Origin of the sequence: Paenibacillus silvae (genome assembly GCF_014639235.1) — a bacterium.
Taxonomy (GTDB): Bacteria; Bacillota; Bacilli; order Paenibacillales; family Paenibacillaceae; genus Paenibacillus; species Paenibacillus silvae.
Genome location: NZ_BMFU01000001.1, coordinates 1,175,074 through 1,190,783, shown reverse-complemented (window position 1 = coordinate 1,190,783; position 15,710 = coordinate 1,175,074). Strand labels below are relative to the sequence as shown.

17 protein-coding genes are annotated in these 15,710 nt (G+C 46.3%); all 17 read left to right on the top strand.

The features are described 5' to 3' along the window. Positions 1-45 precede the first annotated feature (45 nt). The 17 genes from IEW26_RS05355 (at position 46) to IEW26_RS05275 (ending at position 15,677) form a co-directional block, all read left to right on the top strand. Complete coding sequence (locus tag IEW26_RS05355; RefSeq protein ID WP_188591536.1) at positions 46-336, top strand: hypothetical protein; 291 nt, start codon at positions 46-48, stop codon at positions 334-336. A 234-nt stretch (positions 337-570) separates the two neighbouring features. Next, positions 571-1,113 (top strand): GNAT family N-acetyltransferase, encoded by a 543-nt coding sequence (locus IEW26_RS05350; protein ID WP_229729665.1) that lies wholly within the window; start codon positions 571-573, stop codon positions 1,111-1,113. A 34-nt stretch (positions 1,114-1,147) separates the two neighbouring features. Continuing rightward, positions 1,148-1,642: a DinB family protein gene (locus IEW26_RS05345; RefSeq protein ID WP_188591535.1), complete on the top strand. Its 495-nt coding sequence runs from the start codon at positions 1,148-1,150 to the stop codon at positions 1,640-1,642. A 5-nt stretch (positions 1,643-1,647) separates the two neighbouring features. Continuing rightward, positions 1,648-2,514, top strand: a complete 867-nt coding sequence (locus IEW26_RS05340; protein WP_229729664.1) for a phosphotransferase family protein — start codon at positions 1,648-1,650, stop codon at positions 2,512-2,514. Positions 2,515-2,572: 58 nt separating this feature from the next. Next, positions 2,573-2,920 carry a hypothetical protein gene (locus tag IEW26_RS05335; RefSeq protein WP_188591694.1) on the top strand — a complete coding sequence of 116 codons (348 nt, stop codon included), beginning with the start codon at positions 2,573-2,575 and terminating at the stop codon, positions 2,918-2,920. A 132-nt stretch (positions 2,921-3,052) separates the two neighbouring features. Further along, a complete protein-coding gene (locus tag IEW26_RS05330; RefSeq protein WP_188591533.1) occupies positions 3,053-4,051 on the top strand; it encodes an endo-1,4-beta-xylanase in 999 nt (332 codons plus the stop codon). A 205-nt stretch (positions 4,052-4,256) separates the two neighbouring features. After that, the gene (locus IEW26_RS05325; RefSeq protein WP_188591532.1) at positions 4,257-5,375 is read left to right on the top strand and encodes a response regulator transcription factor; all 1,119 of its coding nucleotides are present in this window, start codon (positions 4,257-4,259) and stop codon (positions 5,373-5,375) included. A gap of 4 nt (positions 5,376-5,379) precedes the next feature. After that, positions 5,380-7,128 carry a sensor histidine kinase gene (locus tag IEW26_RS05320; RefSeq protein ID WP_229729663.1) on the top strand — a complete coding sequence of 583 codons (1,749 nt, stop codon included), beginning with the start codon at positions 5,380-5,382 and terminating at the stop codon, positions 7,126-7,128. Positions 7,129-7,150: 22 nt separating this feature from the next. Then, positions 7,151-8,704 carry a response regulator transcription factor gene (locus IEW26_RS05315; RefSeq protein WP_188591530.1) on the top strand — a complete coding sequence of 518 codons (1,554 nt, stop codon included), beginning with the start codon at positions 7,151-7,153 and terminating at the stop codon, positions 8,702-8,704. A 143-nt stretch (positions 8,705-8,847) separates the two neighbouring features. After that, on the top strand, positions 8,848-10,506 hold the full coding sequence (locus IEW26_RS05310; protein WP_188591529.1) for an ABC transporter substrate-binding protein: 1,659 nt from the start codon (positions 8,848-8,850) through the stop codon (positions 10,504-10,506). A 112-nt stretch (positions 10,507-10,618) separates the two neighbouring features. Continuing rightward, the gene (locus IEW26_RS05305; protein ID WP_111270754.1) at positions 10,619-11,584 is read left to right on the top strand and encodes an ABC transporter permease; all 966 of its coding nucleotides are present in this window, start codon (positions 10,619-10,621) and stop codon (positions 11,582-11,584) included. A gap of 13 nt (positions 11,585-11,597) precedes the next feature. Continuing rightward, positions 11,598-12,500: a carbohydrate ABC transporter permease gene (locus IEW26_RS05300; protein ID WP_111270753.1), complete on the top strand. Its 903-nt coding sequence runs from the start codon at positions 11,598-11,600 to the stop codon at positions 12,498-12,500. A gap of 267 nt (positions 12,501-12,767) precedes the next feature. After that, the gene (locus tag IEW26_RS05295) at positions 12,768-12,938 is read left to right on the top strand and encodes a hypothetical protein (RefSeq protein WP_229729662.1); all 171 of its coding nucleotides are present in this window, start codon (positions 12,768-12,770) and stop codon (positions 12,936-12,938) included. A 14-nt stretch (positions 12,939-12,952) separates the two neighbouring features. Beyond that, positions 12,953-13,288 (top strand): immunity protein TriTu family protein, encoded by a 336-nt coding sequence (locus IEW26_RS05290; RefSeq protein WP_188591527.1) that lies wholly within the window; start codon positions 12,953-12,955, stop codon positions 13,286-13,288. 131 nt (positions 13,289-13,419) lie between these two features. Continuing rightward, positions 13,420-14,238, top strand: a complete 819-nt coding sequence (locus tag IEW26_RS05285; protein ID WP_188591526.1) for a purine-nucleoside phosphorylase — start codon at positions 13,420-13,422, stop codon at positions 14,236-14,238. A 197-nt stretch (positions 14,239-14,435) separates the two neighbouring features. Continuing rightward, positions 14,436-14,768, top strand: a complete 333-nt coding sequence (locus tag IEW26_RS05280) for a GRAM domain-containing protein (RefSeq protein WP_188591525.1) — start codon at positions 14,436-14,438, stop codon at positions 14,766-14,768. Between the two features lie 81 nt (positions 14,769-14,849). Next, entirely contained in the window at positions 14,850-15,677 is an 828-nt protein-coding gene (locus IEW26_RS05275; protein ID WP_188591524.1) for a sugar phosphate isomerase/epimerase family protein, read from the top strand. Positions 15,678-15,710 lie beyond the last annotated feature (33 nt).

Sequence of the window (15,710 nt, the reverse complement as noted above, 5' to 3'; positions counted from 1 at the left end):
ATACTATGGAGGTAATCCGATTAAGGAAGAACAGGAGGAGACGTGATGACGATTCATAAAAAAATATTTAATTGGTCTGCATGGCTTGCTCTACTATCTATCTTTTTCATTCCCGGTACATTGCAGACGGAAGGCGGCCCGCTTCATACGGAGTATGGATTCCCGCTCCGTTTTCTGACGGACTATCATATTTCAAACCCGGAGGCATCCATCTGGTTTATTTCGGGCATGCATATTAATTTGCTGGTGTACTTTGTCAATATTCTGTTTATTTATACCGGAATACATATAGTCTTGTATATCAAGAAGAGATTAACTGAGAAAGATATAAGTTGAACTATCCATTTACACGTTAACGGAGAGGATAGAAAAAACCTGAAAAAGCGGAGCGGTCGCCTGAAAGCATTCTGAAAGAAAGCTGCTTCGGAAGCATACGCTGATCACCGGATTTTCCCCTTTGGATAAGGGAATCAAAAAAAATCTGGGGATAACCGTTACTCTCCAGGTTGTTCTGTCATCGGAGTGGATTGTGTAAAATCTTTAGTTCGATTGATATAAATGGAGTGAATAATGGTGGAACAGCTTCCTTCAAGATGGAGTTCAGAACGGCTTCTAATATCAGATGTAGAGGTTTCTGATATTGCTGAACTTCAATCACTGTACGATACAAGCCGCTATATACAACAATGGGATGGACAAGAAAATGATCCGAATTACGTGAAAAATTGCTTGGAACAAGGGAACCTTCCTCCAGGTGGAACGTTGAACAATTACAGAATTCAAAGCATACGCACAGCTGCGGAAGATCAGAAGATAGGACTGTTAAGTGTATATCACGGTTACCCTGCTGAAAATGTGCTGTACTTAGAATTTTTGTATATTCAGAGTGGTGTTCAGAAACAAGGGTATGGACAGGAAATGATGTCTGCTTTAACTCGGCAGCTTGCCGGACTGGGTTACCATGAGATTAGAATTAATGTAGCACTCAAAAATTGGCCAGCCTTACGTTTCTGGTTCAGATCCGGCTTTAGCCAAATTAGCGGCATTTATGGTGATACCGAGCATACGTCAACCAGTTTTGCGAATATGGAATTAATCAAGAACCTGCTGTAAAACAGGTCAATCCAACCTAGGAGCGTGAAGCTGTATGGAAACGTTTTTTCGATATAACTGGATGGTGCGTGAACAGTGGTACGCGTGGTGTGCAGAACTGCCGCCAGAAGAACTGCTTCGTCAACGTACAGGTGGGGTCGGGAGTATTTTGAGAACTCTCTTTCATGTCATTGATGTGGAGTGGAGCTGGCTGCAGGTGCTGCAAGGCAAACCCGACGGTGCGGAGGACTTTGCAAACTATCAGACGCTTGAAGCGGTTCGTGAGTTTGACCGAAAACTGCATCTGGACGTTGAATCATTTGTACTGGCCTGGGAGCCGAGTATGGAAAAGAGACCTTACATCGACCGCCGAGCCGATGGACGTGTAGATATAGACGCTTGGGGTGAAATCATGCGTCATGTGATTGCACACGAAATTCATCATATGGGGCAGTTATCGATATGGGCCAGAGAATTGGGCAGGGAGCCTGTGTCTGCCAATGTTATAGGCAAGGGCTTGATCCGGCATGATGTAAACGAAAGGTTGTGAGTACTATGATACAGCTTGACAGTATTAACTGGGTTCAACTGGATGAAGCAGTTCGGCATGAGATGAAACAGGCGTATCGACTCATCTCATTGAAGCCAGGATTAGAAGCCGAGGTTATGCGCGTTGAGCTGCCTGATCAGCTCTACGTGTTGAAGATATGGAATAAGGAATCACGCCCGGATATTGGTAAACAGTATGAGTTACTATCTGCTCTTGCGCAGAGTGGGGTTCGAGTGTCCAGACCTTATGGATGGGGGATGGACCAGCATCAGAATCAAGTGTTACTCATGAGTTACGATGGTGTCCCGGTTAGCCGACTGGATCGAAATATATTAAGTCGGATGGCTCAGACTTTACATGAGATTCATCAATATTCTGTCAACGTTACAGATCATCGAGAGGAACTTGAAGCGAACTTGCCCCGATATGACTTTGTGGACTACTTTTTTCCTCAGGCTGCCGAACACGAGGATATTTATCCCATTGTTCATGATCTGATGAAGCGTGTACAGATCAGACAGGAGCATTTGATCCATGGCGACTATAACCTGGGAAATATGGTTGAGATGAACGGACAATATACGATTATTGACTGGACTAATGGACAGTATGGAGATCCGAGATACGATGCTGCATGGTCTGTTTTTCTAATCAGGATATACAATGGAGAAGAGTGGGGCCATTTTTATCAGACCGAGTTACAAGCTGTATCCAATCATATGTTGGATGAGGAATCGGCTTTCGAAGCCTTGGCCTGGTTACGTTGGGTGCTGCTTTCACGCGGCGGCGGTGTTCCCAGAGATGCTGAAGTTACGCGGCGGGTCCTGAATATTGCTGCTCATAACCCGTATTTGCACGCAAGCTTGCTGTGAGCCTGTCCTAAATTCACACCTTCTGCATACCTATGGTAGTAGAGGAGTGTGATGGATGATGGAACAGAAGGTACAGGCGTATTTCGAGCTGAAGCAGCAGCAGAAGCAGATTGAACAGCAGTTATCTGTGTTGAGAGATGAGATTGTGGCGTACTGTGAGCAGCAGGGGGTGTATGAGGCGGAAGTAGGCTCTTATAAGGTGAAAACAGTGCTTCAGCATCGCAAGGAGTATGACGATCAGAAGCTGTACGCTTCTCTGCCCGATCCAGAGATCTGGAGGCTGCTGTCCAAAGTAGACAGCCATAAGCTTAAAAGCCTGATCAAGCTGAACATTCTCTCGGAGGAGCAGATTAGTCCGGCCTGTACTGTGAAGCAGGTGACCCTGCTGCAGGTGGAAAAAGTATAGCATGCAGATCTATTCCGCCTGCTCGCTGCTCGAATTGGTAGAATTTCAGGGGGCAAAACGTTTATTTTGTATATGGAAAGCGCATTCATTTTTCGATATGATGAAAAAAAGAACCTGTGAGGAGGAACGAGGATGTCTACCGAAATTCCGTCCCTATCTGCATCTTATGCCAATTCATTCAAAATAGGTGCGGCAGTGCATACGAGAATGCTGAAGACTGAAGGGGAATTCATTGCGAAGCATTATAACAGTGTAACCGCGGAGAATCAGATGAAGTTTGAAGAGGTTCACCCGCGAGAGCATGAATATACGTTTGAGGCGGCAGATGAAATCGTTGATTTTGCTGTGGCCCGTGCAATCGGTGTACGCGGGCATACCTTGGTATGGCACAATCAGACGCCGGCATGGGTATTTGAGGATGCTTCCGGAGGACCGGCTTCGAGAGAACTGATGCTGTCCCGGCTGAAGCAGCATATTGATACGGTTGTTGGCCGTTATAAAGGACAGATTTATGCCTGGGATGTCGTCAACGAGGCGATTGAAGATAAGACTGATCTGATTATGCGTGATACCAAATGGCTGCAGTTACTTGGGGAGGATTATCTGGTTCAGGCATTTAATATGGCTCATGAAGCAGACCCCGATGCTCTGCTGTTCTACAATGATTATAATGAGACGGACCCGGTCAAACGGGAGAAAATCTATAATCTGGTTCGTTCTTTACTGGATCAGGGCGCTCCTGTCCACGGTATTGGTATGCAGGGGCACTGGAATATTCACGGTCCATCTATCGAGGAGATTCGGCAAGCGATTGAACGTTACGCTTCATTGGATGTGCAGCTTCATGTGACTGAACTGGATTTGTCCGTGTTCGATCACGAGGAGCGGCGTACCGATCTGACCGAACCAACGGCAGAGATGGCAGAGCTCCAGCAGAAGCGCTACGAGGATATTTTTGCGCTGTTCCGTGAATATCAATCCAATATCACTTCGGTGACGTTCTGGGGAGTTGCTGACAATTATACCTGGCTGGATAATTTCCCTGTACGTGGTCGCAAAAACTGGCCGTTTGTATTTGATACACAGCTTCAGCCAAAGGATTCCTTCTGGCGGATTATCGGGCGAGACTAGGTTATGTAAGTCAAACTAAAGATGCTTTCAGAGTCCGCTGGTTTTCCCGGATGTATAGCCTTGCATGCGCCCTTGATAAAGGGATAGCCTGTAAGGCTTTTTGAAGTATCTTATAAATATAGCAGATATATTCTAATTTTAGCATTGTCACTTTGACTGTACGATGCCATACTTGAGAAAAAAAGGGGAAATGGCAGGTGAATCCATGTACAAGGTCATAGTAGCAGATGATGAGCCGTTTATGCTGGAAGGCTGGAGAACGATGATTGATTGGCAAGGCTGCGGATATGAGTTATGTGGAACTGCAACGGATGGAGAAGAAGCGCTTGAGCTGATCGGCACGGTGAATCCGGATTTGGTGGTGACGGATATCCAGATGCCGGTACTGGATGGACTGGATCTGATTCGAACGATGCGTGAAGAGCTGAAATACGATTCCCAGATCGTGATTGTAACCGGTTATTCCGAGTTTGGATATGCACAGCAGGCGATACGATATCGGGTGAATGAATATGTGCTTAAACCTCTGGTACCTGAAGAGATTCATGAATTGTTACGCAGTATGATTGTTCCTTTGGATTTACAAAGACAGGAGATGGAGCAGCTATATGCAGGCGAGCAGTTTGCAGCCGCGGAACTTCTGGACACACCTGCCGAAGTCAACGGCACACTTGAAGAGACTGATCTTGAGAAAATGACGTCTCATGCCAAGCAAATGCTTTCTTTTATGGAAGCTGGAGATGTGAAAGGCATTACACATGCGATCGACGAGATGCTGGAGGAGATGCAGACATTACGGTCTGGACTCAGCCTTGCTCAGAGCATTGTGCTGTATATTCACGGAGAGCTGCTGCGTAAATATCGAGTGCTTGGGGAAGATTCCATGCTTCTTCAAGAGCAGGCTTGGCACCAAACCGAGAGATGGATTACGGGAGATTTGAAGGAGCTTTTTGTTCGAATTACAGAAACCTTTGCTTCCGCTGGCCAGAGCGATCCAGGCTCCGGGGGACTGGTGACTGAAGCGGTTCAATATTTGAAGCAGCATTATCGGTCCAAAATCAAATTGCAGCAGCTCGCTAATCACATTCATGTAAATGCGGCTTATTTGGGGCAACAGTTCAAGCGTGAGATGGGTGTCAGCTTCAGCGAATATGTGCATCGCCTCCGGATAGAGGAAGCGCGCAGACTGCTTCGGCGCACCAATATGAAAATTTCAGATATAGCGTTTGAATTGGGTTATCACGATGCCGAGTATTTTACAGAGAAATTTAAAGCGCTTACAGGGGAACTGCCTTCTCTATACAAAAACAACAGTCAAGGGTGATCATGTGCGCACAAAATGGAGAAACTTTCGGACCGTCAACGACATCCCCCTGCGATACAAGTTTTTACTGATTTACGTGCTTAGTATTTTGCTTCCGATCATTGCGATCAATCTGTTTTTTTATCAGCGAACCTCGGCAGATATCAAGGTACGGGAGCAGGAAAATCTGCGCAAATCCATCGACCGGGCTACTGGCGAGCTGGTGGGTATGATTGATGAGAGCGTTGCACTGAGCCGGATGATTGCGGCAGACGATTCCTTATATGAGGCTCTTGATCGTACCTATCAGTCGCCTGTGGAATATTACAATGAGTATCATGTTTTTCTTCGAGATAAACTGACAAGGTATATGTCGGCGAACATTCTTGAGGTCCGTATTTTTACAAATAATGATACGATCCAGACCGGCAGCCATTATATCGTCATGAAGGATAAGGGAACCACGCTGCCAGGGATTGACCAGCTGAATCAAGCCAGCGGAGATATTCTGGTTATTGATTATGAAGAAGAGTCGGGGTTCAGTCGGGGGAAACGAATCAGTGTTATTGGAAAAATGAAGACGTTCACTTCGTACGCAAATTACGCGAAGTATTCCAAAATTGATCTGGAAGTCAACCGGATCTACAGCATCCTGAATCGTGAGACGAACAGCCTGCAGCTGAGGCTGGTGGATGGCAACAATCGTCCCGTGGTGTCCAGCGCACGCTTCCCGGCGGATGGCGAGTGGTCCGGTGATGTAGATGCTGAATATGTGCTGGAAAAGTCTCTTGGCAATTTGGCTTATCTGGACGGCTGGAAGCTGATTGGGGTTGCGGATACGCGGCATGTCGATCAGCTGCTGAACGAGGCGCGTAATTCAATTTTGTGGCTGGCCGTCATCAGTGTTATTGTGCCCTCGGTGCTTATTTATTTTATTCTGCGTTCTTACCATTATCGTATTAGGAAGTTATCACGGCATATGGAAAAAGTACGGAATGAGCGTTTCGACCTGATTGAAATTCAGGAGGGCCGGGACGAGATCGGTGGATTAATTCGTACGTTTAATATGATGATTAGCAAAATTCATTCTCTTATTAACGATGTCTACAAATTGGAGATCAGGCATAAGGATCTGGAACTGGATCAAGTGCGCACAGAATTATCTATGCTTCAGAGCCAGATGAATCCGCATTTTCTGTTTAATACACTGAATGCGCTGCTGGTTGTGAGCACCAAAAACGGATATACAGAAGTGTCGGAAATTATCAAGAGTTTATCGCTGCTCATGAGGCAGCTGCTCAGTCGATCCGATAATCTGATCCCGCTGCAAGAGGAGCTGCAGTTTACTACCCTTTATCTTCAGATTGAGAAGTTCAGGTTCGGGGAGTTGTTCGACTATACACTGGATATTGATCCGCAGGCTGCAGGCAAGCGGATTCCGAGAATGAGCATTCAGCCGCTTGTGGAGAATGCGTGCAAGCACGGTCTGCAGGCCCGTAAAACAGGTCGGTTGATTCATATAACGGCCCAGCTTGAGGAATCAGGGCTGACGATTGGTGTGATTGATAACGGCGTGGGTATGGAGCAGGACAGATTGCGCCAATTAATTCAGGATGTACGCTCGGATCAGGCGAAGGACGGCTCGCATGTGGGCATCCGCAATGTCTATCGACGTCTGGAGCTGTTCTATGAAGGGCATGCAACGTTTACGATTCGCAGTGAGAAAGGCAGCGGAACAGAGGCTGGATTTCATATTCCTGCAGATCGACTGTAACGTATGAAAAGGGGGCAACGAGATGTATAAAGTGCTTCTGGTAGATGATGAGCCGTTTGCAATTGAAGGGCTGCAGCTTTTGATCGACTGGCGGAAATTCGGCTTCGAAATAAACGGTGTATGTGCCAACGGTGAAGAGGCTGTTGAGGCCATACGCACAAGCAAGCCTGATCTGGTTGTTACAGATATTCATATGCCCGCGATGAACGGACTTGAACTTATTGAAGAGGCTCGTCGTCAAGGGTATGATTCGACGATGTTTGTCATTACGAGCGGTTACAGCGATTTTAATTATGCAAGGCAGGCGATTCGGCTTGGTGTGAGCAATTATTTAACAAAACCGGTCGATACGGTAGAAGCGGATGATATGCTGGAGCGACTGGCACACGAATTGAGGCAAAAGCATGAGCGCGAGTCTATGCGTGAACAGGCTAAACATCAGGAAATCAGACAGATTCTCTTCGCGCTCGTTACTGATCAGGCATATGAGAATAGAGAGACAGCAGCTCATGTGATCTCAAGTTTGAAGGAGCAGGCCAGTCAATGGTCATATGTCAAAGTAAGATTTCAGCGAGCTGATTCGGGTCAGATCCGTTCTACGATTCAGGATGTTGTGACCCGTGAGCACTGCTGTTATGTGGTGGAGAATGAGCAGGATGTCTGCGGCATCGTATGGGGGGAACGTAGTTCCGAACGGGAGACTCTGCAAGAAGGAAATCATCGGGATTTTGCCACGCGGCTGTTATCTGCTTTAAACGAAGTGGTGCCACATGGCGTGCAGCTCGCCACTGGTCTGCCTGTGCAGCAGTTGGAGAACTTATCTCTGTCGAGAAGCACGGCAGCCCAGGCGGAGCGTTTTTTATTTTTGCATGAGGGTGATCTGCTGTTCGCCGAAGATATTCAGGAGCAACGTCTCATATTTAACCCGGAGTCTCTTCGTGAAGTGGATCTCATTATGGAGCATGTGGAGAACGGTTCGCCAGAACAGGTGAGCCAGTCGATCAGAGAAGCCTTCAGCCAATTGGTGAAAAATAAGACGGCTCCTGAACTGGTTCATATCTTCATCACCCAGATTTTGTTTCGGGGGCTCTCCCTGTGCAAGGAGCTGGGAGGAGAACCAAAAGAGCTGTTGAAGAACACAGCTATCTATCCTGGGCATCAGGATTATCGGAATATTGAGGAGTCTGCCAATATGTTGGAGTCGTTTTGCTTAAAGTGCCGGGCACTGGCAAGCTCCCTTCGTCAAAAGCAGCTCGGCGGGACACAGGCAATGGTGGCTGAATACTTGCAGGAGCATTTCAGAGAAACTTTTACAATCAAGGAGCTGGCAGAACGCTTTTATATGCATCCGGTGCATCTCGGGCAGTCTTTTATGCGCAAGTATGGTAAAGGGGTGCTGGACATGGTGCATGATCTGCGGATCGAGGAAGCGATAAGGCTGCTTGAAGCATCGGACATAGCGTCATGTGCAATCGCAGAGCAGGTCGGATATAAGAGTTACCAGCATTTTTTGAAGCAGTTTGAGCGAAGAACAGGGTTGAAACCGGCGGAATATCGTCTGAAGTTTGCTCAGTGAAGAGCACTTGACGGGGGTATGAGCTGGTTTGTTACCTCCTGAAATTAAGGGGGGCAGATGCTTAAATCTGTTTATTTTGTAACCGCATACATTTCCTCATAATAAAGACAGTAAGGCAAACCACTTCCAAGGAGGCGCAATACATGGGGGGATTGAAGAAAAAGAAACTTTGGGGTTCCGTTTCTCTCGTTATGGCATTAACTCTGGCACTTGCAGGATGCAGCGGTGAAGAGGCCAAAACGACGACACCCGATGGCAAGGAAGTATTAAACATCTCGGCTTTTATCGGAACACCAAATCAGGCACCGGCAGCGGATAACCGCATCTACAAAAAGATCGAAGATGAGCTCGGCGTCAAACTGAACATGGAGTTTCTCGTAGGTGACTTGCAGCAAAAGCTGGGGGTTATGGTTGCAGGAGGAGATTATCCTGACCTGATTACAGCAGATACCAAGCTGGTTGCGGCCGGTGCGGTTATTCCGCTGGAGGATCTGATTGAGCAGCACGCACCAAACCTTAAAAAGCACTATGCAAAAGATTGGGAGCGGATGAAGGATTCCAGTGACGGTCATATTTACTGGTTGCCGAACTACGGCGTATACACGGGTGAGTTCATCAGTAACTACTACTCCGGCCCTGCATTCTGGATTCAGAAACAGGTGCTGAAAGAGGCTGGTTATCCAACTCCGAAAACGCTTGATGATTACATGAAGCTGATTCGTGATTACACAGCCAAGCATCCTACAACAGAAGATGGTCAGCCGACGATTGGTTTTACAACACTGGCTTCCGACTGGAGAACCTTCCCGCTCCTCAACCCGCCTGAGCACTTGACAGGTCATCCGAATGACGGCGGCGTTGTCGTTGATGACAATGGTGTTGCAAGCGTATTCGCGGATAAAGATATTTCCAAACGTTATTATAAAGAGTTGAACGGTCTCTATAATGATGGATTGCTGGACAAAGAAGCTTTCGTTCAGAACTATGACCAGTACTTGGCTAAAATTTCTTCTGGACGTGTTGTCGGTATGTTCGACCAGCACTGGAACTTCCAGCAAGGTGAAGATACGCTCGTAGCTCAGAACAAAATTGGTCAAACATATGTAGGCTTCCCGCTAGTATATGACACAAGCATCAAGGATCATTACCTGGATCGTCCGGTTATCAACTTGAACAACGGTTTTGGTATCAGTAAAGATGCGAAAGACCCTGTAGCCATCCTGAAGTTCCTCGATGCATTAATGGATGAAAAGTATCAGAAGCTGTTGTCCTGGGGTGAAGAGGGCGTAGATTATATGGTCAACGAGGAAGGCAGATTCTATCGTACACCTGAACAGCGTACTCAACAGGAAGATCCGGCATGGAAGCTGGCTAACAAAGCAGAAGGCTTCTATGGTGCAGCGCCGAAAATGGAAGGTACATTCTCGGATGGCAATGCTATCGGTGCAACCAATCAGCCTGAGGAATTCTACGACAGCCTGAAAGCTGAGGATAAAGAGCTTCTGGATGCCTATGGTTTCAAAACATGGAGTGACTTCTTCTCTCCTGCACCAGAGAACCCGGTGTATTATCCAGCTTGGCAAGTGGATCTGAAGGAAGGCTCCGATGCTTCGGTAGCCAACAAACAAATGACAGATACATCCTTGAAATATTTGCCTAGAGCGATTATGTCCAAAGCCAATGAATTCGACTCCATCTGGAGCGAGTATGTGGATGCTTACAAGAAAATTAATGTGAAGGCGTATGAAGACCGAATCAATGAGCAATTGCAATGGCGGATTCAGAACTGGACCGTGAAATAAATAAAAGCGACCGAAGGATTGCTTTGGAAGGCATAGGCCGCAGCAACTGCTCCTGTGCCTTCTGAACAATCGATCCCCGAGTACCGCTGTAAGTTGATAGGAGGAGTGAAAGATGGCGAACACGCCAGGAGCTATACAGGATAAATCCGCTCCAACCATAGTGACCAAGACGCCTCTTATGAAGCGCCTGCGCAGTCAAAAACAACTGATGTTTATGTCTCTGCCCATCGTTGCTTATATTCTGGTTTTCTCGTATTATCCGATCTGGGGCTGGGTGATGGCATTCCAGAATTACAGTCCAGCGAAGAAATTTTCGCAGCAGGAGTGGGTCGGACTTAAGCATTTCAAATTTCTGCTTACGGACGACGCGTTTCTGAACGTACTTCGCAATACGATCGCGATGAGTTTGATTAACATGATTCTTGGCTTTGTAACAGCCATTGTTTTTGCGATTTTGCTGAATGAAATCAAGAACAAGCTGTACAAACGTACGATTCAAACGATTTCGTATCTGCCTCACTTTTTGTCCTGGATCATCGTTACGGGTATTGTAGCCAGCTCGTTATCGGTAGACGGCGGGATCGTGAACGTGGTGCTGATGAAGCTTGGATTCATCAATGAACCGATTATGTGGCTTAGTGTTCCAGAGTATTTCTGGGGAATTGTCGGTGCGTCGCACGTCTGGAAAGAGGTCGGCTGGAATGCGATCATCTATCTGGCAGCGATCACCTCGATCGACCCTTCGCTGTATGAAGCAGCAGAGATTGATGGAGCTAACCGTTATCAGAAGATGCTGTATGTAACCCTGCCAGGTATCAAGTCCATCGTTATTATTTTGCTCATTATGAACATGGGATGGATTCTGGAAGCCGGATTCGAAGTACAGTATTTGCTAGGTAATGGTGTTGTGGTTGACTGGTCTCAAACGATTGATATCTTTGTCTTGAAATACGGTCTGCAGATCGGTAACTATTCACTCGCCACTGCGGCAGGTATATTCAAAACGGTGGTCAGTATCACGCTAATATTTGCAGCGAACTCTATATCCAAACGATTCGGCGAAGACCGATTAATATGAGGAGGACTCATCGATGGGAATAAACAAATCTCGGGTTGAGCCGATTGTCTTCCATACATTTAACGGCTTGCTGATGATCTTTATTGCAGTAGTGACCTTGTACCCGTTTTTGAATACACTGGCTATATCTTTTAACGCGGGGAATGATACCATTCGCGGTGGAATCTACCTGTTACCTAGGGAATGGACCACTCAAAACTACAAAGCTGTATTTGCAGGCGGAACGATATTTGCAGCTTTTTGGGTTTCCGTTGCAAGAACTGTACTGGGTACGGTACTCAGCTTGTTCCTGACATCCATGCTGGCGTATACGCTCAGCCGTAAAGATTATATCCTGCGCAAACCGATTACCATTATCGTGGTTATGACGATGTATTTCAGTGCTGGTCTGATCCCAACTTACTTTCTGATCAAGGACCTGCACTTGCTTAACAACTTCCTGGTATATATCATTCCGGGACTGATCAGTGCATTTAACATGATCGTTATTCGTACGTATATCCAGACGCTGCCTGAAGGATTGATTGAGTCCGCCAAGATTGATGGCGCAGGCGATTTCAGAACGTTTATGTCCATCATCCTGCCGCTCTGTCAACCGGTGTTGGCAACCGTAGCACTGTTTATTGCTGTAGGTCAGTGGAACTCCTGGTTCGATACATTCTTGTACGCATCTTCCAAGCAGAATCTGAGTACATTGCAGTACGAATTGATGAAGCTGCTCTCCTCGTCTATGAACACCAACAGCAGTGCATCCGTTTCAAGTGGAGCGGACATGGGTCAGGCACGCAACCTGGTAACGCCGATATCGATCCGGGCAGCGATTACGATTGTTGCAGCCTTGCCAATTCTGGTTGTGTATCCGTTCTTGCAGAAATATTTTGTACACGGCCTGCAACTGGGTAGTGTGAAGGAATAGTTGAAGTTGAAGTTGAAGTGAAGTATCACGTCAGTTTTTTATTAAATGTAATTGGATATCGTATTCAGAGAAATCGGCCTATGCAGGCCGATTTTTTTGCTGTACGGAGAAATTTGGATTAAGGAAATGACATCCATTAATATGAAGTATATGTTATCATTTTAACGATGAAGCGAGTTTCTCAAAAAAGAGGAGCTGTAACGAAGATTTTGATGAATCGGTTATTTTCAATTATTATCAATCCAAGCTCAGATGGAGTTGAAGAATGTGGGAAATATTCGCAACAATATGTTAACGTTCATTGGGAATTTCGTGATGGCCTTTTTTATTTTTGGCGAAGGCGCGATTGAAAGGCCATTGATGTTTGCGATGTGGATGTTCATGCTGATGATGGGGATGGATTGGTACAAAAGCAGAGGAAACCATACATTGAATTAGTGCTGGAATAAACGATGGAGCCGATTCTGGATTCCTTCAAACATTGGATGCAGCAGGAACAAAAGTGGCTACAGAAGCGTTACATCACAACAGAGGAAAGGAAGCAAGACGATACAATATGTAATGATGACCCTTATGAACCCTTCATTGGATATATTCATGAATCGAAGAAGGCCGTCGGGCAGGTCACATTGTGGGCATCCAGGCAGATGGAATTCGAAGTGATCAACCTCGAAACAGAAGAGCGTTTATTGTGGACGTATGTTGAGCAGATTGAAGAGCAGGAGGCGAGTTTCAAAACGATACTCGAACCTTACTTTGGTGCGCTGCAATCCGGGGACAAGGTGTGATCATGCTTTGTTCGGACTGCGAAACAGAACGAGAATAAGGGATTCCATTTACATCAGGGCGCTTGTTCATTAAACTTGAGAAGTAAAGCTTATGTTTCACACCAATTCAGATGTTCAGGAGGACGTTTATTATGCATCAATCAGCACATATTCAGGAAGCACGTGATTACATATTAAATCGGATCAATACCAAACCCGTTACAGGTATGATTCTGGGTTCGGGGCTGGGAGCGCTTGCGGACGAAATTGAAAATGCTACGGTTATTCCATATACCGATATTCCTTATTTTGCGCAATCCGAGGCCATTGGTCACGCGAATGAACTTGTGATCGGAGAGCTGATGGGACAGACCGTGGTAGCAATGAAAGGCCGTCTGCACTATTATGAAGGTTTCACTTTGGACGAAGTAACTTTCCCGGTTCGTATTATGAAAGCACTCGGCGTGGAGAAGCTGATTATTACCAACGCTTGCGGCGCGATTAACACCAGCTTTGAGCCAGGTCAGCTGATGCTGATCACGGATCATATCAATCTGGTTGGCAATAATCCGCTGATGGGTCCTAACAATGCTGAACTAGGGGTACGTTTTCCGGATGTATCCCAAGTGTATAACCGTGAACTGCGCAGCATCGCTCTGGAGGTTGCCGAAGAACAAAACGTAAGCTTGCAGCAGGGTGTATACGCATGGTGGAGTGGCCCGGCTTATGAAACCCCTGCGGAGATTCGTATGATCCGTACGATGGGTGCAGACGCTGTAGGCATGTCTACCGTACCAGAAGCCATCGTTGCGATTCACGGCGGCATGAAGGTGCTCGGTATCTCCTGTCTGACAAACATGGCTTGTGGTATTCTGGATCAGCCGCTGAGCCATGATGAGGTTATCGAAGTCGCAGCGAAAGTGAAAACAACGTTTATTGGACTCGTGAAAGGTATTCTGCAAAAAATGTAATAAGAGGCTCTATCTAGTCCGACATCGTATTGCAGGTGTTAGCAAACGCATTGTCCAAGCCAAGCTTTGGGTTGGCAATGCGTTTTTGAGTTTTTATGAAAGAAAAAAATTCCTTAATCTGAAGAATCATCCTATAATAAAAAGAGCAATGATCAGAATATGAATTTAAAGGAATGCGATAAAGGAGACAAGGAAACATGGAAGATTTACGTGAAAATGAATATGTCATTTTCAAGCGCATTCATGCGAATTGGTTGAGAGGACTTGAAGGTGTAGGGGGAAGATTATTCCTGACCAATCAACGTCTGATTTTTGTTCCCCATAGCTTGAATTTTCAGACCGATGGGGTTCAGATCGAGCTTTGGGGAATGAGCAAGATCGAAAAGCATCAAACGTGGGGATTAATCCCGAACGGTATCAAAATTACGCTGGAGTCAGGTCATATTTTTAAGTTTATCGTATGGAATCGATCCAAAATTATCCGCGAGATTATCTATGCGAAAAGAACGGACGATATTATACCAGGATAGAATTTGGAGCAAACGTACATAACGATCTGCTGTCTTGGGAAGAGATTGCAAGGGACAGACAACAACCAGGAGGGACACGCTATGATTAGAGGATTAACCAAAGCGGGACTGGGCAATATCGAGTCGGATGAACAGTACATTACTTCTGCTGCCCAGTACGGGTTTGGGGCTGTCGATTTGAATCCGCTCTCATATGTACAAACATACGGTTTGGAACAGGCTGTATATTTGCTGGAAAGTAATAAAATCATCATCGGTTCATCTGATCTGCCTGTGGAATGGCGCACATCCGATGAGCAATTCCGTGACGGGCTGAAGACCTTGACGGCGATGGCTGAGGCTTCTGCTGCCCTAGGTGTTGATAAATGCTGCACCTACATTTTGCCTTCCACGGATCAGCCTGCTGCGCCGTTCATGGCTGCCGCCACGAAACGACTCAGGTTATGTGCGGATATTCTGGATGCTTACGGTATCCGGCTCGGACTAGAGTTTGTCGGGTGTCATCACTTGCGTACGCGATGGAAGAATCCATTTATATGGCGTGTAGAGGATACACTCGATTGGATCAATACCATCCACGCACCCAATGTGGGTCTGCTCGTGGATTCCTACCACTGGCACACGAATGGTTTGGAGATGAATGAGCTGCTGAAGTTGAGGCGGGAGCAGGTGGTTCATGTGCACATTAATGATGCCTACGACCTGCCGATTGAGGAATTAAAGGATGGGGAACGGCTTTATCCGGGAGAAGGTGTCATTGATCTGAGAGGTTTTCTGAAAAATCTGAAGACCATCGGTTACAACGATGTCGTGGCTCAGGAAGTGCTGGCACCTGAAGCCGAGCTGGATTTAAATGTAGTATTAACCAAGTCTAAGGCAGGCTTTGATCAAGTGTTTGAGTCATTATAAACCATTTTAAAAAACGTGTCTTCACTTAATGAG

Excerpts from the sequence above, each read along its gene's own strand:
- IEW26_RS05355 (WP_188591536.1), top strand. The coding sequence starts at position 46 with ATGACGATTCATAAAAAAATATTTAATTGGTCTGCATGGCTTGCTCTA.
- IEW26_RS05350 (WP_229729665.1), top strand. The coding sequence starts at position 571 with ATGGTGGAACAGCTTCCTTCAAGATGGAGTTCAGAACGGCTTCTAATA.
- IEW26_RS05345 (WP_188591535.1), top strand. The coding sequence starts at position 1,148 with ATGGAAACGTTTTTTCGATATAACTGGATGGTGCGTGAACAGTGGTAC.
- IEW26_RS05340 (WP_229729664.1), top strand. The coding sequence starts at position 1,648 with ATGATACAGCTTGACAGTATTAACTGGGTTCAACTGGATGAAGCAGTT.
- IEW26_RS05335 (WP_188591694.1), top strand. The coding sequence starts at position 2,573 with ATGGAACAGAAGGTACAGGCGTATTTCGAGCTGAAGCAGCAGCAGAAG.
- IEW26_RS05330 (WP_188591533.1), top strand. The coding sequence starts at position 3,053 with ATGTCTACCGAAATTCCGTCCCTATCTGCATCTTATGCCAATTCATTC.
- IEW26_RS05325 (WP_188591532.1), top strand. The coding sequence starts at position 4,257 with ATGTACAAGGTCATAGTAGCAGATGATGAGCCGTTTATGCTGGAAGGC.
- IEW26_RS05315 (WP_188591530.1), top strand. The coding sequence starts at position 7,151 with ATGTATAAAGTGCTTCTGGTAGATGATGAGCCGTTTGCAATTGAAGGG.
- IEW26_RS05310 (WP_188591529.1), top strand. The coding sequence starts at position 8,848 with ATGGGGGGATTGAAGAAAAAGAAACTTTGGGGTTCCGTTTCTCTCGTT.
- IEW26_RS05305 (WP_111270754.1), top strand. The coding sequence starts at position 10,619 with ATGGCGAACACGCCAGGAGCTATACAGGATAAATCCGCTCCAACCATA.
- IEW26_RS05300 (WP_111270753.1), top strand. The coding sequence starts at position 11,598 with ATGGGAATAAACAAATCTCGGGTTGAGCCGATTGTCTTCCATACATTT.
- IEW26_RS05290 (WP_188591527.1), top strand. The coding sequence starts at position 12,953 with ATGGAGCCGATTCTGGATTCCTTCAAACATTGGATGCAGCAGGAACAA.
- IEW26_RS05285 (WP_188591526.1), top strand. The coding sequence starts at position 13,420 with ATGCATCAATCAGCACATATTCAGGAAGCACGTGATTACATATTAAAT.
- IEW26_RS05280 (WP_188591525.1), top strand. The coding sequence starts at position 14,436 with ATGGAAGATTTACGTGAAAATGAATATGTCATTTTCAAGCGCATTCAT.
- IEW26_RS05275 (WP_188591524.1), top strand. The coding sequence starts at position 14,850 with ATGATTAGAGGATTAACCAAAGCGGGACTGGGCAATATCGAGTCGGAT.